22 protein-coding genes are annotated in these 21935 nt (G+C 72.7%); 10 read left to right on the forward strand and 12 right to left on the reverse strand.

Annotated elements, in window-relative coordinates; genetic code table 11:
* Positions 1 to 62: 62 nt before the first annotated feature.
* A complete protein-coding gene (locus N8J89_RS39740; RefSeq protein ID WP_283662004.1) occupies positions 63 to 479 on the reverse strand; it encodes a hypothetical protein in 417 nt (138 codons plus the stop codon).
* Entirely contained in the window at positions 409 to 1974 is a 1566-nt protein-coding gene (locus tag N8J89_RS39745; RefSeq protein ID WP_283662005.1) for an NACHT domain-containing protein, read from the reverse strand. The genes N8J89_RS39740 and N8J89_RS39745 overlap by 71 nt, the downstream gene beginning before the upstream one ends.
* Before the next feature lie 92 nt (positions 1975 to 2066).
* Here N8J89_RS39745 and N8J89_RS39750 point away from each other — a divergent pair, with 92 nt between their 5' ends.
* Positions 2067 to 2522, forward strand: coding sequence for a hypothetical protein (locus N8J89_RS39750; protein WP_283662006.1), 456 nt, complete (start codon positions 2067 to 2069; stop codon positions 2520 to 2522).
* A 155-nt stretch (positions 2523 to 2677) separates the two neighbouring features.
* Here the strand turns inward: N8J89_RS39750 and N8J89_RS39755 are convergent, their stop codons facing one another.
* The 3 genes from N8J89_RS39755 to N8J89_RS39765 all read right to left on the reverse strand — a co-directional run bounded on the left by N8J89_RS39755 (position 2678) and on the right by N8J89_RS39765 (position 4892).
* Positions 2678 to 3664, reverse strand: coding sequence for an RNA polymerase sigma factor (locus N8J89_RS39755; protein WP_283662007.1), 987 nt, complete (start codon positions 3662 to 3664; stop codon positions 2678 to 2680).
* A 158-nt stretch (positions 3665 to 3822) separates the two neighbouring features.
* Positions 3823 to 4425 (reverse strand): class F sortase, encoded by a 603-nt coding sequence (locus N8J89_RS39760; RefSeq protein WP_283662008.1) that lies wholly within the window; start codon positions 4423 to 4425, stop codon positions 3823 to 3825.
* A gap of 2 nt (positions 4426 to 4427) precedes the next feature.
* The gene (locus tag N8J89_RS39765) at positions 4428 to 4892 is read right to left on the reverse strand and encodes a hypothetical protein (protein WP_283662009.1); all 465 of its coding nucleotides are present in this window, start codon (positions 4890 to 4892) and stop codon (positions 4428 to 4430) included.
* Between N8J89_RS39765 and N8J89_RS39770 the strand changes: the two genes are divergently transcribed.
* The 3 genes from N8J89_RS39770 (at position 4879) to N8J89_RS39780 (ending at position 6484) form a co-directional block, all read left to right on the forward strand.
* Complete coding sequence (locus N8J89_RS39770) at positions 4879 to 5106, forward strand: hypothetical protein (RefSeq protein WP_283662010.1); 228 nt, start codon at positions 4879 to 4881, stop codon at positions 5104 to 5106. The two genes, N8J89_RS39765 and N8J89_RS39770, sit on opposite strands and share 14 nt — an antisense overlap.
* A 340-nt stretch (positions 5107 to 5446) precedes the next feature.
* Positions 5447 to 5833 (forward strand): hypothetical protein, encoded by a 387-nt coding sequence (locus N8J89_RS39775; RefSeq protein ID WP_283662011.1) that lies wholly within the window; start codon positions 5447 to 5449, stop codon positions 5831 to 5833.
* 54 nt (positions 5834 to 5887) lie between these two features.
* Entirely contained in the window at positions 5888 to 6484 is a 597-nt protein-coding gene (locus N8J89_RS39780) for a phosphatase PAP2 family protein (RefSeq protein WP_283662012.1), read from the forward strand.
* Here N8J89_RS39780 and N8J89_RS39785 read toward each other — a convergent pair.
* The gene (locus N8J89_RS39785; RefSeq protein WP_283662013.1) at positions 6451 to 7110 is read right to left on the reverse strand and encodes a response regulator transcription factor; all 660 of its coding nucleotides are present in this window, start codon (positions 7108 to 7110) and stop codon (positions 6451 to 6453) included. The two genes, N8J89_RS39780 and N8J89_RS39785, sit on opposite strands and share 34 nt — an antisense overlap.
* Positions 7107 to 8642, reverse strand: coding sequence for a sensor histidine kinase (locus tag N8J89_RS39790; protein WP_283662014.1), 1536 nt, complete (start codon positions 8640 to 8642; stop codon positions 7107 to 7109). The genes N8J89_RS39785 and N8J89_RS39790 overlap by 4 nt, the downstream gene beginning before the upstream one ends.
* A 124-nt stretch (positions 8643 to 8766) precedes the next feature.
* On the opposite strand from N8J89_RS39790, the gene N8J89_RS39795 reads away from it, so the two are divergent.
* The 3 genes from N8J89_RS39795 (at position 8767) to N8J89_RS39805 (ending at position 10770) form a co-directional block, all read left to right on the forward strand.
* Entirely contained in the window at positions 8767 to 9114 is a 348-nt protein-coding gene (locus N8J89_RS39795; RefSeq protein WP_283662015.1) for a hypothetical protein, read from the forward strand.
* A 71-nt stretch (positions 9115 to 9185) separates the two neighbouring features.
* Positions 9186 to 9581: a hypothetical protein gene (locus tag N8J89_RS39800; protein WP_283662016.1), complete on the forward strand. Its 396-nt coding sequence runs from the start codon at positions 9186 to 9188 to the stop codon at positions 9579 to 9581.
* A 19-nt stretch (positions 9582 to 9600) separates the two neighbouring features.
* The gene (locus N8J89_RS39805) at positions 9601 to 10770 is read left to right on the forward strand and encodes a CDP-glycerol glycerophosphotransferase family protein (protein WP_283662017.1); all 1170 of its coding nucleotides are present in this window, start codon (positions 9601 to 9603) and stop codon (positions 10768 to 10770) included.
* Here the strand turns inward: N8J89_RS39805 and N8J89_RS39810 are convergent.
* The 3 genes from N8J89_RS39810 to N8J89_RS39820 form a co-directional block, all read right to left on the reverse strand.
* The gene (locus N8J89_RS39810) at positions 10752 to 12851 is read right to left on the reverse strand and encodes a tetratricopeptide repeat protein (protein ID WP_283662018.1); all 2100 of its coding nucleotides are present in this window, start codon (positions 12849 to 12851) and stop codon (positions 10752 to 10754) included. The two genes, N8J89_RS39805 and N8J89_RS39810, sit on opposite strands and share 19 nt — an antisense overlap.
* 63 nt (positions 12852 to 12914) lie before the next feature.
* The gene (locus N8J89_RS39815) at positions 12915 to 13976 is read right to left on the reverse strand and encodes a beta propeller repeat protein (RefSeq protein ID WP_283662019.1); all 1062 of its coding nucleotides are present in this window, start codon (positions 13974 to 13976) and stop codon (positions 12915 to 12917) included.
* Entirely contained in the window at positions 13973 to 14686 is a 714-nt protein-coding gene (locus tag N8J89_RS39820; RefSeq protein ID WP_283662020.1) for a dioxygenase family protein, read from the reverse strand. The genes N8J89_RS39815 and N8J89_RS39820 overlap by 4 nt, the downstream gene beginning before the upstream one ends.
* 80 nt (positions 14687 to 14766) lie before the next feature.
* Here N8J89_RS39820 and N8J89_RS39825 point away from each other — a divergent pair, with 80 nt between their 5' ends.
* Both N8J89_RS39825 and N8J89_RS39830 read left to right on the forward strand, forming a co-directional pair.
* Entirely contained in the window at positions 14767 to 15270 is a 504-nt protein-coding gene (locus N8J89_RS39825; protein WP_283662021.1) for a hypothetical protein, read from the forward strand.
* Positions 15155 to 16366 (forward strand): hypothetical protein, encoded by a 1212-nt coding sequence (locus tag N8J89_RS39830; RefSeq protein WP_283662022.1) that lies wholly within the window; start codon positions 15155 to 15157, stop codon positions 16364 to 16366. The genes N8J89_RS39825 and N8J89_RS39830 overlap by 116 nt, the downstream gene beginning before the upstream one ends.
* On the opposite strand, the gene N8J89_RS39835 is transcribed toward N8J89_RS39830, so the two are convergent.
* Both N8J89_RS39835 and N8J89_RS39840 read right to left on the reverse strand, forming a co-directional pair.
* Entirely contained in the window at positions 16338 to 18257 is a 1920-nt protein-coding gene (locus N8J89_RS39835) for an NB-ARC domain-containing protein (RefSeq protein ID WP_283662023.1), read from the reverse strand. The genes N8J89_RS39830 and N8J89_RS39835 overlap by 29 nt on opposite strands.
* A 36-nt stretch (positions 18258 to 18293) precedes the next feature.
* The gene (locus N8J89_RS39840) at positions 18294 to 19184 is read right to left on the reverse strand and encodes a hypothetical protein (RefSeq protein ID WP_283662024.1); all 891 of its coding nucleotides are present in this window, start codon (positions 19182 to 19184) and stop codon (positions 18294 to 18296) included.
* Between the two features lie 85 nt (positions 19185 to 19269).
* Here N8J89_RS39840 and N8J89_RS39845 point away from each other — a divergent pair, with 85 nt between their 5' ends.
* The gene (locus N8J89_RS39845; protein WP_283662025.1) at positions 19270 to 21927 is read left to right on the forward strand and encodes a tetratricopeptide repeat protein; all 2658 of its coding nucleotides are present in this window, start codon (positions 19270 to 19272) and stop codon (positions 21925 to 21927) included.
* Positions 21928 to 21935: the final 8 nt, after the last annotated feature.

The following is a 21935-nucleotide window of genomic DNA, read 5'->3' on the forward strand; positions in this document are numbered from 1 at the left end:
TGCAACTCACCCGCGTATTCAGTGAGAACACTGCGGGCCTACTCGCCTCGGCCAGCCTGGTCTCAGGCGGCGGACACTCGCGCCTGGGTGCGGGACTTGGGCGGCACCAGATCGGCCGCTTGGCGCTGGATCTGCGCGCGGAGTTCGGCATTCAGGTCCGGCGCGGTTTCCAGGCAGGCCAGCGCCAGCAACTGGAGGTTGCGTTTGCCCTGGGTTTTGGTCGAACCGGAGAGCAGGGCTTCGCGTTGGCGGCTGGAGGCGTGGCCGACCGCCAGCACGAAGACCTCGTGCCAGCTGGCCGCGTTCTTGAGCAGCACCTCCACGTCGTCGAAGTCCTGCATCGCGGAACGCGCGGCGAGGTATTCCTGGAAGGTCCGGTGCACGAAGTCGATCCGGCCTTCCACCGGCTCACGCAGCAAGCCCGAGCGGATCAGCAGATGCCGGTAGACCTCTTCCGGCTCGGCCTGGACCTGGGCCATTGAGCGCAACCGGCGGCCCAACTGCTCGATGGCGCGTTCGGTTTCGATGTCGCTGCGCTCGTTTGCGGATCAGCCAGTAGGCCAGATCGCCCAACAGCAAGGCGTTCTCGGTGCGGTTGAGGCCAACCGGCGGGGGATAGCCCGCCAGGCGGCGGAGGTGGTTGCGGGTGTCCAGCTGGGTGCGCAGGTTCTGGTGGTAGGACTCGAGCTGGGCCTTGGTCTCCTCGTCGGCGGAGAGCGACTGCATGGCGGTGTGCCAGCGGTGGATGAAGGTGCGCACGTCGGCGGGCGTCATGGGTTGCAGGTCGAGGCTGAGGAAGCCGTCGGTGGCCAGCCAGTCCGGTTGGGCGGCGCCGGGGCGGGAGGTGATCACCCAGCGGGCCTCGGGGAAGCTCAGGGTGAGGTGGCGCAGCCAGTCGCGGGCCTCCTCGCGGCGGGCCGGGGCCAGCTCGTCCACGCCGTCGATGAGGACCACCGCGTGGCCGCCGCGCAGGTGCTGCTGGACCCAGCCCTTGGGCATCTCGTCGGCGATGTGGCGGCCGACCTCGTCCAGGAACTGCTCGGGGCGGGGCAGGTCGCGGTCGGCGTAGCGGCGCAGCGGGACGAAGAACGGGATGGTCTGGTTCCAGGCGGCCAGCGCGGGCGGGAAGTCGCGGCGGGCGCTGCGCACCGCGATCCAGTGCAGCAGGGTGGTCTTGCCGAGGCCGGCCTCGCCGCGGATGAACAGCTTGCTGCTCCTGGCCAGCAGGTCCTCGATGCGTTCCGGGCGGCCGTGGCCGGTGTCCGCGGTGAGGCTGATGTAGGCCACGCTGAGCGGGTAGCGCCTGCTCGCGTCGTCCAGGGTGACGCCGAAGAGCTCGATGTGGTCCAGCTTGCGGGCGGCCTGCTGGCGGTAGTCGTAGTCAAAACCGGCGCTGCGGTCGCGTTGCGGCAGCCGGGCCAGCACCTCGCGGATGCCGTTGATGATCTCGGTGTCCCTGCGCAACAGCTCGGTCAGCGCGGCGGTGCTGAAGGCAGGCAGGCCGCGGGCGATCTCGATGACGTAGCCGCAGGACTCGCGTAGCAGCAGGTCGTAGAGGGCCTCGGTGTCGGCGGAGAGCAGGGCGGCGTGGCCGGGGGCCTGGCGGCGCAGGGCGCGGTCCAGGTGGCGGGCGTCCAGGTCGGCGGCGAAGAGGTCCTTGTCCACCAGGGCGGCCTGCTCGAAGGTGTCCTGGACCGCGTGCACGGCGGCGGCGCGCTCGTGCTCGGGCAGGGCGGCGAACTCGGCCTCGATGACGGGTTCCAGCCGGTCCACCACGGCCTCGGCGAAGGTCTCCAGCATCCGGGCGAAGCGGCGTTTGTCGCGCTGGTTGCCGAACCGCTCGGACACCAGGTCCACCGCGTTGGCGCCGACCTCGGCGGCGACCTTGTCATCGGCCAGCCACAGCTTGGTGGCGGTGCGCACGGCGGCGGTGCCGAGCTTGAGCAGGGCGGCTTCGAGCAACACCTGGCTCATTCAACACCTGAGCAGGCACGCTAGTCATCCAACAAGGTCCATTGTGGACTTTCGCCTGGCGTTCTGACCAGTAGTTGGTTCTGGTTCAGGTTATGAACAACAACCTGCCGGTGTTGCGGACCCGGTTCCTCCGAGTTGTGACGGCGCTGCTGGTGGCCCTCGGGGCGCTGGCGGTTGCCCCGGTCGCGGCCGCCTCGGCCGCCGACTCCGGCTCGACGGTGGTCGAGCAGGACAAGAAGAAGGTCAAGGTCAACGCGAAGGCGGACAAGAAGAAGGTCAAGAAGGGCGAGGAGGTCAAGATCGACGGCTCGCTGGAGGAGCTGGCCGGCGCCCGTTCCGCGGCGCTGCTCGGCTCGGTGATCCTCCAGACGCAGACCAGCGCCGGGCTGTGGGTGAACCTCGGTGACTGGAGCCGCTGCCGCCCCAACGGCACGTTCAGCCTGTCACTGCGGGTGCAGACCTCGCTGACGCTGCGGGTGCAGGCCGACGGCCCGGACATCGACGTCAGCACCGCGGTGTCCTCGGCGATCTCGATCAGGGTCGGCTAACAGGGGAAGGTCACGGTGGAGTCGGGATCGGGGCCCTGACACCGACCCCACCGTGACCTCGACACCGGATTCCCACTGGCCAGGGCAGCGCGTGAACCTCAACCAGAACTTCCTCCGGTGCTGGTGGACACCACCGCGTGTGCTGCGCGGCGCGGTCAGTGCCTGCTGCGTCCACCACTGTGTTGTCGCGCGGGACCGCCCGGACCCGCAAAAAGATCTTGACGATTTTTCCCGGCGCGGTCAGATCTATGCCCTGACCAGCCAGAACTTTGGAAACTTTGTCCTCGGTCAGCTGGTTTGCGACCCCGGTCCTTGCCGTTGCCGTCCTTGCCCTTGCCGTGCGCGGGCGGGTCCGCTTTGCCGTTGCCGCCGGAGCCGGACCGGCCGGTCGAGCCAGGCTGACGGGTGTCCGAGGCAGGTGGGTCCGCTTGGGTGCCGCCCTGCGCGGGCGGTGGCACCGGCTGCGGGGTCTCCTGCGGCACCTCGACCAGGGCCAGCGGTGGCGGTTCGGGGCTGAGCTCCGGGCCCGGCAGCGGCGGCAGCACGGCCAGTGAGCCCAGGGCCAGCGGTACCGACACCGCGGCCAGCGCGACCTTGGCCCCGGCCAGGTTGCCCGCGCCCAGCCAGCGCCAGATCCCGGCCAGGCCGGCGCCCAGCGGCAGCACCGCGGCCGCGGCCAGGCGGCGCAGCAGCCTGCGCGCCCTGGTCAGGTGCGACTCGACCGAGCGGCTGCTCAGGCCCAGCTCGGTGGCGATCTCGGTGGGCGGCTTGCCCGCGCCCGCCATGGCCACCACCTCGCGGGTGGTCTCGGGCAGCTCGTCCAGCGCGGCGGCCATCCAGCGGGCCTGGTCGCGGTCGGCCACCGCCTCGGAGGGGTCGGCGCCGAACACCGCGCGCTGGGCGTCACTGCGGGCCAGCGCGGTCTGCTCACGCCTGCGGCGGCGCAGCTGGTCCGCGAACCGGCGCCGGGAGACCGTGGTCAGCCAGGCCTCCGGCCGGTCGACCGGCGTGGTGTGCGCGCTGGCCAGCAGGTCGGCCACCGCGTCCTGCACGCAGTCCTCGGCCTGTTCCTTGCTGGCGCCTGCCGCGCGGACGCGCACCAGCGCCCGCTGGGCGGCGGCGGCAAGTCGCTCCTGGTCCATGCACAAGCCCCCAGGTCGGCGCGGATTCGGAGCACGATCGTGACACATGGCCGTGCGGACCAGCCAGCGTCGTTATACGACCTTGGTGCCGAGTTCTTCCAGTACGCAGTTCGGGCCCGATGCGGACTTCCGCACCGGGCCCGTGCCGCGGGATCGGCTCAGGCGGCCAGCTTGGCCGAGACGATCACGTTGTCCTGGTAGCTGTGCGCGGCCTTGTCGAAGGCGCCGCCACAGGTGATCAACCGCAGGATCGGGTCGGGGCTGTCGCCGTACACCGCCTCGGTCGGGAACTCGTTCTTGGGCTTCTGCTCCCTGGCGGTGACCACGAACTTCACCTCCTTGCCGTCGCTGCGCTTGACGAACACCTCGTCACCGACGGCCAGCTCGTGCAGCTTGAAGAAGATGCCGGGCTGCTTGTTGCCGTCCACGTGGCCGAGGATGATCGCCGGGCCCTTGTCCCCCGGCACCGGGCTCATCCGGTACCAGGCGGCCTGCATGGGCTTGTCCGCCTTGGGCACCTCGAGCGACCCGTCCGGGTTGATCGCGGTGCTGATCAGCGAGGACTGCGCACCGATCTTCGGGATGCGCACGTCCGTCGGCTTGAGCTTGGTCTCGGCCGAGGCCGCTGCGCTGGTCTGCGGCGCGGAAGTCTGCGGCGGGGCGGGCTCCCCGCCACCGCCGCACGCGCTCAGCAGCAGCGTGGTGGCGAGCAGGACGGTGGCCGCGAAACCGCGGCCACCACTGCGCTTGGTCGTCGACATGCTCAGGCGGTGCCGCCGACGCCGGTCTCCACGCCGCCCCGCGGGGTGAAGCCGATCTGCGAGTTCTTCTTGCCCTTGCCCGGCTTGCCCAGCACCGGGGTCTTGCCGCCGGACTGCTCGTCGCCGATCACCCGGAAGGTGAAGCTGAGGGACTTGCCCCCGCACTTGGCGGTGACCTGGTACTCGCCCAGCGCGACGCCGTCCTTGAGGCGGGCCAGCGCGACGTAGACGCGCGGGTCGACCTCGCTCTGGATGGCCTCGTCGATGGTGAGCGCGACCGAGCTGATGTCGGTCGGCTTGCCCGCGGCGCAGCCGATGATGATCGCGGCCTGGGTCGGGTCGTTCGGGTTGGAGGCCAGACCGAAGATCTGGTCCTGCCACGGCTTGCCGCCCGGGTCCGGCTGCTCGCTGGTCGAGGTGGTCGGCCGGATCGAGGTGGTCGGCCGCGGGCTGGTGCTGCTGGTCACCGGGCTCGTGGTGGCCGACGGCGAGGTCGTCGGCACCGAGCTGGAGGTGGACGGCGTGGTGGTCGGCGCGGTGGTGCTGCTGACCGGGTTCGTCGTCGTGGTCGTGGTGGTGCTGGAGGTGGTCTGCGCCAGTGCCATCGGCGCGGCGATCACCGCGAGCGCGGCTGCGGTCGCGACGGCACGGGTCAGCAGACCCAAGGACTTCTGCACGTGATTCCCCAAAATGTGTACGCGCTCGGGCGCGATCCCAGTCCCCCCGGTGAGTCCGGTTGGGATGGGCAGATCCTGCCCGAAAAGGCGGTCGCGGAGGGAATCCGAAGGGCGTGAGAAAAAGCACCGAAAAGGGGCGTAACGACTCGCCTCGGACAACCGATACACGTTGTCGCAGACGCCCTGTGACGGGCGGTGGTCCGGCCGCGGCGTCCTCACTCGCCGCGACCGGCGAAGATCAGCTTAGGCGCGGCTGCTGAGCGTGGGCTGAAGATGCGCGTAGAACCCCGGTGCGAGGGGTAGCCAAGACCATGAGGTCCGGTACGGCGCAACTAGATCGTACGGTGAGTGCGCGGGTGAGCCGCCGGGCCAGGCGGACCCGCGGCCGGATCAGCCGGGCCTGGGCGTTCGCCTACTTCCTGCTGGGCCTCCAGGTCTTCACCCTCGCACTCGGCGAACACGGCGACAGCGCGCTGCAGTACCTGGCCCTGCTGGCGTTCAGCCTGTTCCTCTACGTGCTGCGGCACGAGCCCAACGTGGCGAAGGTGGCCGGGGTGGTGGTGTTCTTCACCGGGGCCCGGATGCTGGCGCTCGGCGAGGGGCACACGGCCTGGCTGATCGCGCTGGCCACGCTGGCCGGCCTCACCGTGGCACTGGTGCCGAACTGGCCGGAACCGACCCCGTGGGTGCGTCCGGCGCGGGCCCGCCGACCTGACGAAAGTCAGGGGTAGCCGCTGCCGATCGAGCACTGTGGACGGTGGGGTGCCGTGCCTAGCTTTCGTTGAGTGTCCCTGATCCCTGATGTGAGCATCGACCTCTACCGCGCGGTCACCGGATTCGCCGCGAGCACCCCGGACTGGGTGCGCTCGCTGGTGGAGTTCGGCACCGACGCCGGACTGTTCGTCTTCGGCGCCTTCTTCCTGGTCCTGTTCTGGCGGGCCCGCGACCGCGCGCCCCTGACGCTGGCCACCGCGCTGGCCGTGCCGCTGGCGGTGGTCGGCGGTTACGCCGTCTCCGAGGCGCTCAAGCTCGTCCTGCAAGAGGAACGGCCCTGCCGTGCGGTGGCCGGGGCGGCGGCCATCACGCACTGTCCCGAGGTCGGTGACTGGTCCTTCCCCAGCAACCACGCCACGCTGGCCGCCGGTTCGGCCTTCGCGCTGGCCTTCGTCTGGCGGCGCACCGCGTGGTGGCTGCTGCCGCTGGCCGTGCTGATGGCCGGTTCCCGGGTCTTCCTCGGCGTGCACTACCCGCACGACGTGCTGGCCGGGTTCCTGCTCGGCGCGCTGCTGGCGCCCGCGCTGGTCGCGCTGGTCGTGCGGGTGCTGGCGCCGGTGCTGGCGCGGCGGCTTCAGTCCAGGCCGCGGACCAGCCCGGCCTCGTAGGCCAGGATCGCCGCCTGCACCCGGTTGCGCACGCCGAGCCTGCTCAGGATGGTGCTGACGTAGGCCTTCACGGTGCCCTCGACCAGGTGCAGGCGGCGGGCGATCTCCGCGTTGGACAGGCCGCCGCCGACGAAGGCGAGCACCTCCCGCTCCCGCTCGGTGAGCCTGCCGGTCTGCTCCCGCGCGGCCGCGCCGCGGGCCATCAGGCCGCCGCTGAGCTCGGTGAGCACCCGGTGCGCGACCTTGGGCGAGAGGTAGGCGGCACCCTCGGCCACCGCGCGCACCCCGGCGATCAGCTCCCGGGGATCGCCAGCCTTGAGCAGGAAGCCGCTGGCGCCGTCGCCGAGCGCGCGGGCGATGTAGGCGTCCTCGGAGAAGGTGGTGAGCATGACCACCGCGGTGCCCGGCGCCAGGCGGCGGATCTCCGCGGCCGCGGCCAGCCCGTCCAGCTTGGGCATCCGGATGTCCAGCAGCACCACGTCCGGCCGCAGCTCGCGGACCCGCTCGATGGCCTGGCGCCCGTCCGCGGCCTCGCCGACCACCTCGATCTCGTTGTCCACGGCCAGGATGGCCCGGACCCCGGCCCGGATCACCGCCTCGTCGTCGGCCAGCACCACTCGGATCACCGCAGCCCCCGTGGAATCACGTACTTGTAGACCAGCGCCTCGCCCGCGAAGCACAGCTGGTGCACGTCGACCTGGTTGAACACCCCGGTCGAGGAACGGTAGTACGCGCAGCGCACCCCGGCCTCCGGTTGCAGGCCGCGCTCCGACGGCGGGTCGGCCATCTCGTACCTGGGCAGCACCTCCGCCAGCTCCGCCCTGCTCTGGCCGACCCGTATCTGGTCGAACGGCGCCGGCTTGAGCACCGAGTTGACCGTGACGAAAAGGTAGACGCCGAGCACGCCGAGGCAGAGCACGATGCCCGCGCCGACCGGGATGAACACCGCGGCCAGCAGGCCCCGCCACACCCGGCGCTGCGCCCTGGCCAGCTGGCTGGCCGACTCCGAGCGCTCGGCCGCTTCCGGTTGCGGCGCAACGGATCTGCTCTGGTGCGGCAGCCGGGCGGCGACCCGGAACCCGCCCTGGTGCGGACCGGCGGTCAGGCTGCCGCCGAGCAGCCGGACCCGTTCCCGCAGCCCGAGCAGGCCGCGCTGCCCGGAGGCCAGGCCGTTGCCGGGCTGCCGCGGCTGCTCGTTGGTCGCGGTCACCGCGGTCTCGCCGTCGCCGTGCTCGATCCGCACCGTGACCAGCGCGCCCGGCGCGTGCTTGGTGGCGTTGGTCAGCGCCTCCTGCACCACCCGGTACAGCGCGCGGTCCACCATCGGCGGCAGGGTCGCCGTGCCGGTGACCACCAGGTCGATGGCCATGCCGGAGGCGCGGGCGCGCTCGATGAGCTCGGCGGCCTGCTCGCCGACCGGTTCCAGCGGCACCGGGTCGGTCTCGTCGCGCAGCACGCCGATGATGTCGCGCAGTGACTCGGTGGCCGCGGTGGCGGTGGCGCGCAGCTCCCCTGCCGAGCCGCGGTGCCGTTCGCTGAGGTCGGGCGCGATCTCCAGGGCGCCCGCCCGCAGCGCGATCAGGCTCAGCTCGTGGCCGAGCGAGTCGTGCATGTCCTGGGCGATCCGCGCCCGCTCCCGCAGCCTGGCCCGGTCGGCCAGGACCATCTGCTGGCTCTCCAGCTGCTCCGCCCGCCGCCAGCCCGCGGACACCAGGTCCTGGTAGAGCCGCCAGCAGCGCCCGGCCAGCACCGGGAAGATCACCGCGAGCAGCAGCACGAACACACCGGTGACCAGCTCGCCGACCGGCTGGCTGGCCAGGGTCAGCCACAGCGCGCCGATGACGAGCGCGCCGGCCAGCCAGAGCAGCGCGGGCGGGCCGCGGTCCGGGCGGCGACCGGCCAGGAAGCTGAGCAGGGTGAGCAGGAAGACGAAGGTGAGCAGCCAGGCGGTGCCGAACATGGCCAGCGCCAGGCCGAGCGCGGGGCTGATCCGGCTGACGAACACCGCCAGCAGGGTGAGCAGCACCACCCCGGCCACGGTCGGCCAGAACCACGGACTCGCCTTGGGCACCTGGCTGCCGCCCACCGTGACCATGCCGAAGGTCAGCCACAGCGCCAGGTCGAGGGCGAGCGTGGTCGGGGTCCAGCGGGAGCGCACCTGCGCGAGGCTACGCAGCCGGGCCGGACCCGGGTACTGCCGAAAGTCAACCGTGGCACTGGCATCGCGAACACGCGCTGTGTCAGCATCAACACCGACCGCAGTCGCCTGGGCAGGGGGAACCATGCCGGAACCAGTCCTCGCCACCATCGCCGCCGCACTGGCCAGTAGCCGCCACACCGGCCTGTACGAGCTGGTCCAAGCCCGGTTCACCGACGACCGGACGGCGACCAAGGCGCTGGTCGCGGCCGAGGGCGAGGCGGCGGACTCGCGGCAGGTGCGCAAGCTGACCGCGGCGCTGGCACAGGCCGAGGCGGCCGACCCGGAGTTCGGCGAACGGCTGCGCGCGGAGTGGGCGAAGGCCTCCCAGCACGCCGAGACCGAGGGCGTGACCAACCACATCTCCGGCACCGTGACCGGCAACGTGGTGCAGGCCAGGGACATCCACGGCGGAGTGCGGTTCACCTCGTAAGATCACCGCTCGTGCCTGGACAGCGGTGGGTGAAGGTGCCGATCGGGCCGCACAGTCCACAGTGGACGACGGTGCGGACCGAGCGCACGGTGCTCGCGGTGGTGCACAACCTGACCGCGGCCACCCGCCTGCTGGACCTGCTGCCGCTGCTCGCCGACGACCCCAGGGTGCAGGTGGTGTTCACCTGTCCCGGTTCCTCGCCGTTCTCCGGGCGGACCGAGGAATGGCTGCACGAACGCGAGATGGCGGTCATTCCGTGGAGCCAGGCGATCCAGGTGGAGTTCGACCTGGCGATCTCCGCCAGCTACGGCGGTGACCTGCGGGATCTGCAAGCCCCCCTGGCCGTGGTGCCGCACGGAATGGGCTACAATAAATACTCGCCCGGAAATCGGAAATCGGAAATCGGAAATCGGAAATCGGAAATCGGTTTTCGGTCTTTCGTCCCGCTGGCTGCTCTCCGATGGTGAACTCATCCCGTCGCTGATCGTGCTCTCGCACGAGGAACAGCTGACCCGCCTGGCCGCCGCCGTGCCGGAGGCCGCCGAACGCGCCCTGGTCGCCGGTGACCCCTGTTTCGACCGCCTGCTCGCCGGGCTGCCGCTGCGCCCCAGCTACCGCGCCACCCTGGGCTCCACGGACACCCAGCGGATCGTCCTGGTCTGTTCCACCTGGGGCCAGGACTCCTTGTACGGCAACGATCCGCAGCTCATCCGCCGTCTGCTGGAAGCCCTCCCGCTGGACGAGTACCGGATCGTGGTCGCCCTGCACCCCGCGGTCTGGGACGCGCATTCCCGCTGGCAGCTGCACCGGTGGCTGGCCGAGTGCACCCGCGCGGGCGCGGTCGTGCTGCCGCCGGAGGAGGGCTGGCGCGCCGCCACCATCGCCGCCGACCTGGTCATCGGCGACCACTCCAGCCTCAGCTTCTACGCCGCCGCCCTGGGCCGCCCGGTGCTGCTGGCCACCGCACCGGCACACGCGGTCGATCCCGGTTCCGCCGTCGGCCGGTTCCTGGCCACCGCACCACGACTGGCCGCCGACCTCCGCACCGCCGTCGACCAGGCCATCGCCACCCACGACCCGGCCGCCGCGGCCGAGGTCACCAGCCTCGCCACCTCGGTGCCCGGCGAGTCAGCCCCGTTGCTGCGCAAGGCTTTCTACGAGTTGCTCGGTCTGCCCGAACCCGGCACCCCGTCCCGCCTGGCCGCCCCGCCACTGCCCCCGGCCGCCCCGGAACCCGTTGCCGCCCAACTGGTCCAGGTGCAGCTCGACCTGCCCAAGGCCACCGTCACCCGGCACCCGGCCGAGCTGCTGCGCCAGCAGACCGCCATGCCGCCCGGCGCGCACCTGGCCGCGGACACCACCGAGCCCTACCGCGCCTGGCTGGACCTGGCCGAGGTGGTGCTGCACACGCACACCCCGATCACCGCGGACTGGGTGGCCGCGACCCTGGCCGCGTTGCCGTCCTGCCAGGTCGCGGCGGGTCCGCTGGATGCGAGCAGCTGGCTCGCGGGCACCAGGGACGGCCGCTTGTTCCGGTACCTGGCCGACGGGCTGACCGGCAGGCTGGCCGCCTCGGTGCTGCGGGTGGCCGGTGACCTGCCGCCGGAGCTGACCATCGAGGTCGGCGGGCGGACCGTTCAGGCCACCCGGAAGTAGGCCACCGCCCGTTGCACCTGCCGCACCAGGCCCAGCTCGGCGTAGATGTCGGCGGCGGCCCGGTAGTGCCGCTGGGCCGAGTCGTGCTCGCCCCGCGCGGTGGCCAGCTCGGCCAGCGCCTCGTGCACCTCGCCGCGGTCGAAGTCCCGGCCCAGCCTGGTCATGGTGTCCAGCGCCGCGGTCAGCGGAGTGCCCGCGTCACCGAGCTGCCGCGCCTCGATGAGCTTCTTTCCCTGCCACAGCTGGACTTTCGCCGCGTTGTCCTCCTCGCCCAGCTCGCGGAACGTCGCTTCAGCGGCCGTGAGCAGCACCTGCGCGACACCCGGCTGTTCCGCCTTGGCGGCGTGCAACTCGGCCAGCGCGATCCGGCGCGAGTCGTCGATCAACCGTGCGCCGGCCAGGTTCTCCCGCAACAACTCCAGTGCTTCCGGGACCCTGCCCTGGTCCAGCAGCATCAGGCCAAGGCCCTCGCTCGCGCTCAGCCTCGCCTCCAGGTCCCCGGCCGTCCTGGCCAGCGCGATCGCGTCGTCGAAAGCCCGCTGGCCGTCGTCGAACTCCTCGCAGTGCCGGTGCACGAACCCGATCTGCGTCCGCAGCACGCTCTCCACCAGCGGCGACCGCAGCGCCTGCGCGGACCGGGCGGCCGCCTGGAACACCGCCAGCGCCTCCGGATGCCGCTTCAGCGCCAGGAACAGCGACCACAGCAGGACGCCGAACCGGACCACCTGCTCGTGCTCACCGGCCGCCTCGGCCAGCTCCACCACCGCCCGCAGGTTCTCCACCTCGACCAGCAGCCACTTCTCCGCGTTCTCCCGGCCAACACTGTCCACTGTGGACAGTTCCGGGAACATCCGCGCGCGCCACGGGCGGTTGGGGCACAGCGCCTGGTCAACGGACGCGGCGACGGTCAGGTAGCTGTGCACCGTCCTGGTCAGGACCTGGTCATCGTCTTCGGCCGGGAACCGCCGGACCAGCCCGGCGGCGTGCGACCTGATCCACGGGTGCATCGCGTACCGGTCCGCCGTCGGCGGCTCCACCAGGCGCAGCCCCAGGAGCTCACGCATCCCCTTGCGCACCTGAGTCTCGGTCAACCCAGTGGCCGCGGCCAGCACACCGGCGGACAGCGCGGCGAACCCGGGGTGCAGACCGTAAACCCGGTGGCAGGCCGCGGCTTCCGGGCCGAGCTTGCCGGCCACCACGTCGAAGATCAGGTCCACCGGTTCGCCGCCGGAGGTGCGCATCGAGGTCACGCCGTGCCCGGCCGCGTCCAGCTCGGCGAGCAGTTCCCGGAAGTCCAGGCCGGGCGTCACCAGCAGCATCGCGCGCACCGCGTCCAGCAGCACCGGCACCCCGTGGCAGCGGTCGAGCACGGCCCGCACCGCCTCGGCCTGCTCCGCCATCAGCGGCACCAGCGGTTCGGCGAGGGAGAGGAACAGCTCGGCCATGTCGTCTTCCAGCGGCGCCAGCTCGATCGAGTGCGCGCCCTGCGCGGCCAGTGCGCGGAGGTTGTCCGAGCCGGTGGCCAGCACCACCGACCGGCCGCGGCTGGGCAGCAGCGCGGTGACCTGGCCGGGCGCCACCACGTCGTCGAGCACCAGCAGGAACGCCTTGCCCCTGGTCAGCTCGCGGAACAGGCTGGACAGCGCGCCCAGCTCGGTCGGCTGACCGGCCCTGGCGCAGCCCAGCTGCTCCAGCACCTCGGCCAGCACCTCCGCGGTGCCGCGCGGGCGGTCGGTCCAGGCGCCGAAGCCGACGTGGATCCGGCCGTCCGGGAACTCCTTCTCGTGCTGGTTCCCCCAGTGCAGGCACAGCGCGGTCTTGCCGAAGCCCCGGCCAGCCGAGATGGTGGCCACGACCGGCTCGTGCTCCTCGGGCCGGTCCAGCAGCAGCCGGTCCAGCGCGGCCAGCGGGCCGACCTGGTTGACGAAGGCGCGCGGCCCGCTCGGCAGGCTGGGCCGCCGCGCCGGGGACACCGCCCCGCTGTGGTGCAGGTGCACCCCGCCGTGCACCACCCCGACCTGGACCAGGTCCCCCATCACCCGGTCGACCTGGTTGTGGTTGTCCGCCTGCTCGTCCCGCATCGCCAGCTCCCCCGTCGTCGACGTGGGTCAGGCTACTGGCCGGGCGATGCGGGACGAGCGAGTTCAGCGGACGGTGTGCCTGGTCTGCGGCACCAGGTCACCCTGACGGCTGATGCCGACCGCCCACACCGCGTTGGACCCCGGCACCGTGCTGAACGTCCTGGCCACGATGCCCGGATCGGCCAGGCGCTGCCAGGCGTTCGCGGCCGGGTCCCAGCGGAGCAGCACCGCGACCGCGCCCTTGCCACCGGCGGCCAGCAGCTCACCCGCGGCGGTGCGGCCGACGGCGCGCAGACGGCCGTCCGGCACCGGCGGGACCTGGGTGGCGGCCCAGGCCGAGCCGTTCCAGCGCAGGGCGAGGGGTTGTTCCACGCCGTTGACCGAGGTGGCGCCGACCGCCCAGGCCTCGGTGGGGCTGACGCTGGTCACCGCGCTCAGCCAGCTGTGCCCGGCCGGTTGGGGCACGGGTTCGGTGCGCCACTGGCCGTTGCTCAGGCGCAGCACCAGGGGGCGCTGCGGCTGGCCCGCGGTGCCGAACTGCGCGCCCACCGCGAGGGCCTGGCCCGCGCCGAGGGAGACGATGCCGTTCAGCTCTCCCTTGCCCAGGGCGGGCAGGGTCTGCCGCCGCCAGGCCGTGCCGTCCCAGCGCTGGACCGCCGGGGTGCCGTTCTTGATCGCACCCGGCACCGCCTTGCCCGCCACCCAGACCGCGTTGTGCTCCGCCAGGGCAAGGGCTTCCGGGGTCACCGTGCCGCCCGGGTCGCTGGCCAGCGCACGGCGGACCCAGCTGGATCCGTTCCACTGCGCGGTGCCCGCGCCCGCGGCCCACATGTCGGTGGCCGAGCGCACCGCCAGTGCCTGCGGGAAGCTCTCCGCGGGCAGGGTCGAGTGCTGGGTCCAGGTCCGGCCGTCCCAGCGCAGCGCGAGCATGTCCGCCGCGGTGTCGCTGCGCAGCCGGTAGCCGACCGCGTAGGCCTGGGTGTCGCTGAGCGCGGCCACCGCGGTCAGGTCGCCCTTGGTCACCGGGACCGGCACCGCCTGCCAGTTCAGCGGGTCCGCGCCGGCGGCCGGCGCGAGCAGCGCGCCCAGCACCGCCAGCGCCGGGGCCAGCCAGCGCCTGCTCACGACACGGTCCGTTTGACCACGAAGTCGAACCGGCCGCCGTAGGCACCGGAACTGTTGGCGTTCAACAGGATCGTGCAGGCCCGGTTGATCAGCGCGTCCTGGGCGTTGAGCGCGGCGAAGTCCCGCCCGTAGGCGACCGTGTTGTCCGGGAAGTACAGCTGGGTGACCAGCAGCGGCCCGCCGGGCGCCTGGACGTGGGTGTGGATGTGCGGGGCCCGGCGGCCCCAACGGCCGTAGTAGTCCCTGGGGATGATCGTCTCCAGCCGGTAGCCGCCGTCGGCCCCGGTGTACTGGTGGCCGCGCAGGGAGAACCCGCTGACGTCGTAGTCGCCGTGCTGGTCGCACTGCCAGAACTCCAGCAGCGCGCGCGGAATCGGCCGGCACGCGGTGTCGTAGACGATCCCGCGCAGGGAAAGGAAAACCCCGGTGATGGCCGGGGTGCGGAGGTCGGTGCGCTCTGGCGACTCGGGCCGGAACAGCGGACCCTCCATCGCCGCCGGGGTCTCCCGGCCGGAGCAGGCCGGGGTCACCGGCGCCGGTGAGCCGTCCGCGGGTGGCCGGACCGGCTGACCGAGGGCCGCCACGGCCTGCCCGCCACTGGCGGTCACCCCGCCCGCCGCGAGCGCCGCCGCGGTCACCCCGAGCGCGCCGGAGCGGATGAATCGTCGTCGGGAACTTGCCTGTGGTGGTGGTGCGTCATCGCGCCGCATAATTCAAAGTTAAACTAGATCAACGCGGGCAGGGCTCCGCCGAAGGGAGGGCCGCCCCCAGACTTTCGTAAGGTCTGGACATGTCGACGCGCCAGGACAGCCGCAGCGTGCTGTTCGTCGTGCACACAGTGGCCTCAGCCAACCGGCTGCTCGACCTGGTGCCGTTGTTCGACGCCGATCTGCGGGTAGCGCTGCACTTCACCTGCCCCGAGGACTCCACCGCGCCGGAGGGGGTGGCGGAGTGCTTTGCCGCGCTGGGCATCCAGCCGCTGTCCTGGCAGGCGGCGCTGGCCGCCAAGTTCGACCTGGCGATCACCGCGAACCACCGGGGTGACCTGCACGAGCTCAGCGCGCCGGTGATGATCGTTTCGCATGGCGTCGGATATACTAAGAATTCGCCCGGAAATCGGAAATCGGAAATCGGAAATCGGAAATCGGAAATCGGCCTACGGCCTTTCGCCGGAGTACGTGCTGCGCGACGGCGAGGTCATCGCCAGTTCGCTGGTCCTCTCCCATTCCGAACAGCTCGACCGCCTGGCCAGGGACGTGCCGCAGGCCCTCGACGTGGCCACCGTCGCCGGTGACCCCAGCCTGGACCGCCTGCGCGCCAGCACCCTGCTCCGCCGGCGCTACCGCGACCAGCTCGGCCTCCTGCCCGGCCAGCGCCTGATCGTCATCTCCTCCACCTGGAACCGGGGCTCGGTCTTCGGCGCCTGGCCGCAGCTCTACGGCCAGCTGATGGCGGAGCTGCCGGTGGACGAGTACCGGGTGGCCGGGATCGTGCATCCCCATGTGTGGCACGGTTCCGGCCCGTTCGAGCTGCGCCGCTGGCTGGCCGACTGCGTGCGCGCGGGACTGCTGCTGATCCCGCCGCTGGAGGGCTGGGGCGCGGCGCTGATCGCGGCGGACGCGGTGGTCGGTGACCACGGCGCGGTCACCGCCTACGGCGCGGCCCTGGACCGCCCGGTGCTGCTGGCCGCCTTCCCGGAACCGGAGGTGGTGCCCGGCACCTGCGTGGACCTGTTGGGCCGCACCGCACCCCGGCTCGATCCCACCCGCCCGCTGCGCCCGCAGCTGGACCGGGTGCTCGAGGAGTTCCGCCCCGGGCAGCACCGCGCGGTCGCCGACCTGGTGTCCAGCCATCCCGACCAGGCCGCCGCCCGCCACCGCGCCCTGGCCTACCACCTGCTCGGCCTGCCCGAACCCGCCACGCCGCCCCTGGTCCCGCTGCTCGCCCCGGACCGCCTGCCGCTGCTCACGCGCGCCGCCGCCCTGCGGGTCACCGGCCACCTCGACGGCGACGCGGTGCACCTGACCCGGCACGCCGCCGACGTCCTGCGCGGCCGCCCGCTGAACGCCCCCGAACTCGCCGACCCACACCTGGTCGCGCACCTGCACCACCCGGACCGCAGCCTGCGGCAGACCGCGGAAGTCCTGCTCTGCCAACGGAACGAGCTGTCCTTCGCGGCCCTGCCCAGCTGCCGGATCTTCCTGCTCGGCGACGAGCTGCGCCTGCGCGACGGCCGCCGCTACCGCGTTGAGTCCACAATGGACAGTGATCCGGCGCTGGCCGCCTCGGCCGTTCTGCTGCTGCCCGACCCGCCCCGCGAGCTGCGCGTGGTCACCGGCGCGATCGAGCACCGGTTCCGGCTCACCCCGCTGGCCGCAGCCCCAGGCTGATCTCCAGCTGGACGATCTCCTGGCTGTCCGGTTCCAGCTCGCGCAGCACGGCGAGCAGGCTGCGCAGCGAACCGTCCGCCCGGAACAGCTCCGTCGCCCGCCGCAGCTCCGCCGTGGCCGGTTCGCCAAGCGCTCGCCGGGCCAGCCCCAGCTCCATGGCCACCTTGGCCTGGTTGTCGGTCTCCGCCGTCCCCGCGAAGTGCGCCGCCGCCGCCAGCAGCAGCTCCACCGCCTCCGCCGGCCGTCCGGTCGAACGCAGCAACCTAGCCCGCTGCAACCTCAGGATGGCGTAGGTGCGCGGCCGGGCCGGTTCCGGCACCAGGGTTTCCGTTGCCCGCCAAGACTTCTCGAACCACGCGGCTGCTTCCTCGGCGTCCCCGCGCTTCGCGGCGATCTTGCCCCGCCACTCCAGCGCGCTCTGCTGCCCCGACCCGTCCCCGTAGCGCGCCGCGGCCTCGTGCTGCTCGGCGAAGCACTCGTCCGCCGCCGCGAGCTCACCCACCGCGAAGTGCGCCGACCCGAGCTGCCCGGCCATCCGCATGATCGCCGCGTCCACGCCCAGCCGCCGGGCCGCGGCCAGCCCGAGCTGGTGCGTCTCGATCCAGTCGTCGTAGTGCCCGTGCAGGTGGTAGAGGCCCCACAGGGCTTCGCACAGCTGCCAGGCCGCCGCGTCGAACCCGTGCTGCTCGGCCAGTCGCACCGTGCCGCGCAACGCGTCCCGATGCCCGGACAGCCAGGCCAGCGCCTCGGCCCTGCTGACCCGCGCGGGAGCCAGCTCGGTGAACAGCGGTCCGGACCTCGGCCGGTCGGACAGCACCTTGTCCCTGGTCACCGCGCCGTGCAGGTAGTGCTCGATGATCCACCCGAGCACCTGCCCCAGCTCGCGGAAGCCCTCCTCGGCCAGCGCGCGGGCGGCCGCGTCCCGCCAGACCAGCTCGTCCAGCCGGTACCGCCCGTCCTGCTCGGTCAGCAGCGCCAGGTCGACCAGCTCGGCCAGCAGCTCCTCGGCGTCTTCGCCGAGCAGCGCGGTGGCCGCCGCGAGATCCAGCTCAAGGCCAGGGTGCAGACCGAGTCGCCGGTAGGCCACCTGGAGCTCGCCCAAGCCCGAATACGTGAGGTCGAAGGAGGCTTGCACCTCATCCCGGCCCTCAGCGGCGACCGCGGCGAGCCCTTGTTCCTCGATCCGCGCCAGCACCTTCGCCACCCGGCGAGATGCGGCCAGCTGGGCACCCACCACCCGCAGTGGCAAGGGCAGCCCGCCGACCGAGCGCGCCACCGTGGCCAGCTGCTCAGGGGCGAGCGCGGCCGCCTTCGGGCCGAGGAGCTGCCGGAACAGGTCCAGCCGGTGCGGCATCGCCAGCCCGTCGATCTCGACCGGCCGGTAGCCGCGGCCGATGAGTCCCGGCGCGAGCAGCCGGGTGGTGGTCACCGCGACCGTCGCGCCCGGTGTGGCCAGCGGGAACCAGTCGACCTGCCCGGTCGAGGTGACGTTCTCCAGCACCAGCAGCAACCTCTTGCCCGCGGACAGGTTCAGCAGCGCCTTGCGCCGCTCCTCCGCGGTGGCCGGCTGGTCTTTGCTGGGCAGTCCGAGCGCGGACAGCACTTCACCCAGTTTCGCACCGACCGCCGCGATCTCGTCCCGCTGCGGCCCACCCAGCCGCACGTGGATCTGCCCGTCCGGGAACCGGCCAGGGGTGTCCCGGAACCACTTCACGATCGCGCTGAACCGGCCGGCGCCATCCGGTCCGCACACCGCGAGGAAGGTCGGCCGCCCGGCCGCCAGCTCCTGTTCGTACAGCGTGCTCATGGTCTGCCGATGGCGCTCCCGGTTGACGAACCAGGCCGCGTTCGCCGGCAGTTCGCTCGGTGGATCCCCCTGCTGTTCCGCCACGCCACCCGACCCTACACACGGCGGGTAGGCGCCCAGTCACTTCTCGCGCAGGACCTCCCCGACCAGGCGACCCGTCTCCGCCTGCCCCAGGTACGCCCGCGCGGCATGCGGCTCGCGCCCGTTGTCCACCAGCCGGTGCGGCTCGACCACCCCGGCCGCCCCGGGGAACAGCCCGCCCAGCTCGGCTTCGGCGGCGATCAGGTCGTCCCGGTCCAGGATGTTCACCCAGCGGCGCAGCAGCGGCGGGACGTGCGGTGGCTGGGGCGCCAAGCGCTCGTAGATCACCGTGCGCAGCCCGAGCGGGGAACCCAGGGTGACCAGCAGCGGAAGGGGATGTGCCAGGCGGTGCAGGGCCTCGTAGGCGACCACGGTGCCCAGGGAGTGCGCGACCACGACCTTGGTCTCCGGGCCGAGCTGGGCGGTCAGGCGTTCGACGATCTGGTTCCTGGTGTCCGGTTCGGTGAAGTACTGGGCGACCTGGCTGAGCTCCTGCCAGCGGTACTTCTCGGCCAGCGCGAAACCGAGTCGGCCGAAGGTGCTCATCCGGGCGACGGCGCGCAGCAGCGGGCGCACGGCGGCACGCGGACCCTGGGCGTCGGGGTGCTCGCCGGTGGCCACCGCGAGGGCGCGGGCGGCTTCCTGGCGGTCCTCCTGCCGCGGGCCGCGGGTGGCGGCGTTGCGCAGGATGTCCGCGAGCAGTCCGGCGACCAGGTCCTCCTGGGCGGGCATGGCCGCACCCTGCTGGTCAGGGCGGCCGAACAGGTCCGCGAAGTAGGCCAGGGTGGTCCGGCCGGGCAGCGCGTCGGCTTCGGTGGTGAACCCGGCCGCGCGCAGGCCGACCGCGAGATCGGCGGTCATGCTCGCGCCCAGGTCGGCCGGATCATGCCGTTCCTGCCCGATCCCGTGCACCAGGACGACCTCGGCCACCGGTTCCCCCGATCTCTCGACACCCGTGGGTGCACCGTAGCCCGGCGGCTTGCCCGCGGCCGGGGCGGTGGGAGATCTTTCAGGGGTGGAGCGACTGGCGCTGGTGATCAGCTCGGAGTGGCATGCCTCGGGGCGGCGGGTGCCCGTGCTGGGCAGGCACGCCGAGGCGGTCGCCAGGGTGCTCACCGATCCGGCGACCGGCGGCTGGACCCCGGCGCTGACCGGCCGGCCGCTGCTGCTGGACCCGACCGCGGCCGAGCTGGACGAGGCGCTGCGGCTGGCCTTCGAGCGCGCGCACCGGGACCGCGCGGTGTTGCTGGTGTTCTTCGTCGGCCACGGCGTGCTGACCGAGGACGACTACTACCTGATGGCCACCGACAGCACCGACCTGCCCGACTCGCGGGACTCGCTGCTGCTCGGCCAGCGGTTCAAGGAGCTGCTGCGCCGCTACTCCGGCCTGGACGCGCTGGTCCTGGTGGTGGACGCCTGCCACTCCGGCCGGGCGATCCGCGCCGCGAGCCGGCACTTCCTGGACCAGATCAGCCGGGCACGGCGCCGGGTGGAGGTGCTGACCGCCTCCGACGACGACCCGGCCTTCGGCGCCTGCCTGGCCCGCGCCGTGGTCACCCAGGCCGCGATCGGGCACGCCGGCTACGGCGAGCGGCTGCGGGTGGCGGATGTGCGCGAGCTGGCCAAGGACACCTGCCGTCTGCAAGTGCCGCAACAGTTCTCCTTCGACGGCACCAGCAAGCTCGGCGAGGACGGCGACCCGGCGCTGTGGCTGCTGCACAACCCGGGCAGCCGCTGGCTGCGCTCGCCGCTGGCCGGCACCGCCACGCTCGGCGAGGTGGAACGGCTGCTGGCCAACCGGGTGCACCGGCCGGTGTTCGCCGAGGCCGGGCGCGCGCTGACCGGGCAGGCCCGGTGCGTGCTGCTGCTCGGGCCGAGGGGCAGCGGCAAGTCGGTGGTGGTGGCCGACCTGCTGGACCGGGGCACGCCGGTGCACGCGGCGATCCTGCTGCGCGGCGGCGAACTGCTGTCCCAGGTGGCCGCGGAGCTGCGCAGGCAGCTGACCGCGCAGGTGGAGGGGTTCGCCGAGGCGTTCGCGGCCTACTGCGGGCGCGGGGACCTGGTGTCGCCGGGGGCAGACCCGTTCGAGCTGAACCTGCTCGGCCCGTTGCGGCTGCTGCCGGACCCGGCCGAGGTGCGGATCGCGGTCGACGGCGTGGACGCGCTGTCCGGCCAGCGGGATCGGCTGTGGGCCGGGCTGATCGCGCTGGCCACCGATCCGGCGGTGCGGGTGCGGTTGCTGGTCGCCACCCGCGCCGCGCCGGACGGGTTGGCCGGGGCCGAGGTGGTCGCGGTGCCGAAGGCCACCGTGGCGGAGCTGACCGAGTTCGCGCGGCTGCGTGAGCTGGAGGAGCACCAGGTCCAACAGGTCGTGGCGCAGGCGGACGGGAACTGGGCGGCCGCGCACCTGTTCGCCGAGGGATTTGTGCAGCGCCGCGGTTCCGCCGACGGCGGTCAGGTCCCGCGCGGGCTGGCCGAGGCCTACGCGGAGCGGCTCCGGCGGGCCAGGCTGCACGACGAGTCGGACCCGCTGCGCCCGCACACCAGGCAGGTGCTCGCCGCGCTGACCGCCGCGGGAGCCGGGCCGGTGCTGCCGTTTCCGTTGCTGGCCACGGCATGTGGGCTCACCGAGACGGAGACGCACGCGGTGCTGCCCAGGCTCGGCTCGCTGATCGTGCGCGGCCAGCCCGGCACCGCGGCCGAGCGGGCCGGCCTGGCCGAACCGGAGCTGGCCGAGCACCTGGCCGACGGCACGGTGCTCGGCGTCCACCCGGCCGAGTGGCACGCCCGCCTCGCCGACGCCATCACCGAGCTGGCCCCGCCGGGCAGCTCCGGCCCGGTCGCGGACTACGCGGCGGCAGCTGAAGCCCGGCACCGCTGGCGGGCCGGCCGGTTCGCCGCGGCGCTGGACAGCCTGGACGAGCGCGAGGCGCAGATCCCGGTGGAGCAGCGGGAACGCTGGAGCGCGCTGGCCCGGCTGACCGCCGAGCAGTTCGGCGCGGAGCACCCACTCACCCTGCGCGCGCAGGCCAGGGTCGGAACCTGGACCGCCAAGGCCGGTGACCCGGCAACCGCGCTGGACACCTTTGCGCAGCTGCTCGACCGGGCTCGGCCGCTGCTCGGCGAAGACCATCCCGAGGTGCTGAACCTGCGGGAGAACCAGGCGTTCTGGCTTGGCATGAGCGGGAACTGGCCGCTGGCGCGAGACCTCTTCGACGCGCTCGTCGCCGACTGCGCGCGGCTGCTCGGACCGGAACACCCGCAGACGTTGATGGCCCGCCAGCACGTGGCGCTCAGCGTGACGAAGTGCGGGCAGGAGGAACGCGGTCTGGCGCTGTTCCACGAACTGCTGCCGCTGCGCGAACGGGCGCTCGGCCCGGCCCACCTGGACACTCTCCGTACCCGGCACAACATCGCCTTCTGGGAGTCGTACCCGGCATACCCCCCCCGTCCGTTTTTCCTTCGCGGTTCTGGTCGACGACCTGGCGTCCTCGGTCGGGGCCGACCACCCGGAAACGCTCACCGCGCGTTACCACCAGGCGGTCTTCCTGCCGGAAACCCAACGGGCGCAGGCGATCTCACTGCTGCGCGAACTCCGGCCCGCCATGGAGCGGGTGCTCGGCCCCTGGCACGGCGACCTGCGCCAGCTCGACGCGAAGCTGGCCGAGTATGAGGAGCCGG

Origin of the sequence: Crossiella sp. CA-258035 (assembly GCF_030064675.1) — a bacterium.
Classification (GTDB): domain Bacteria; phylum Actinomycetota; class Actinomycetes; order Mycobacteriales; family Pseudonocardiaceae; genus Crossiella.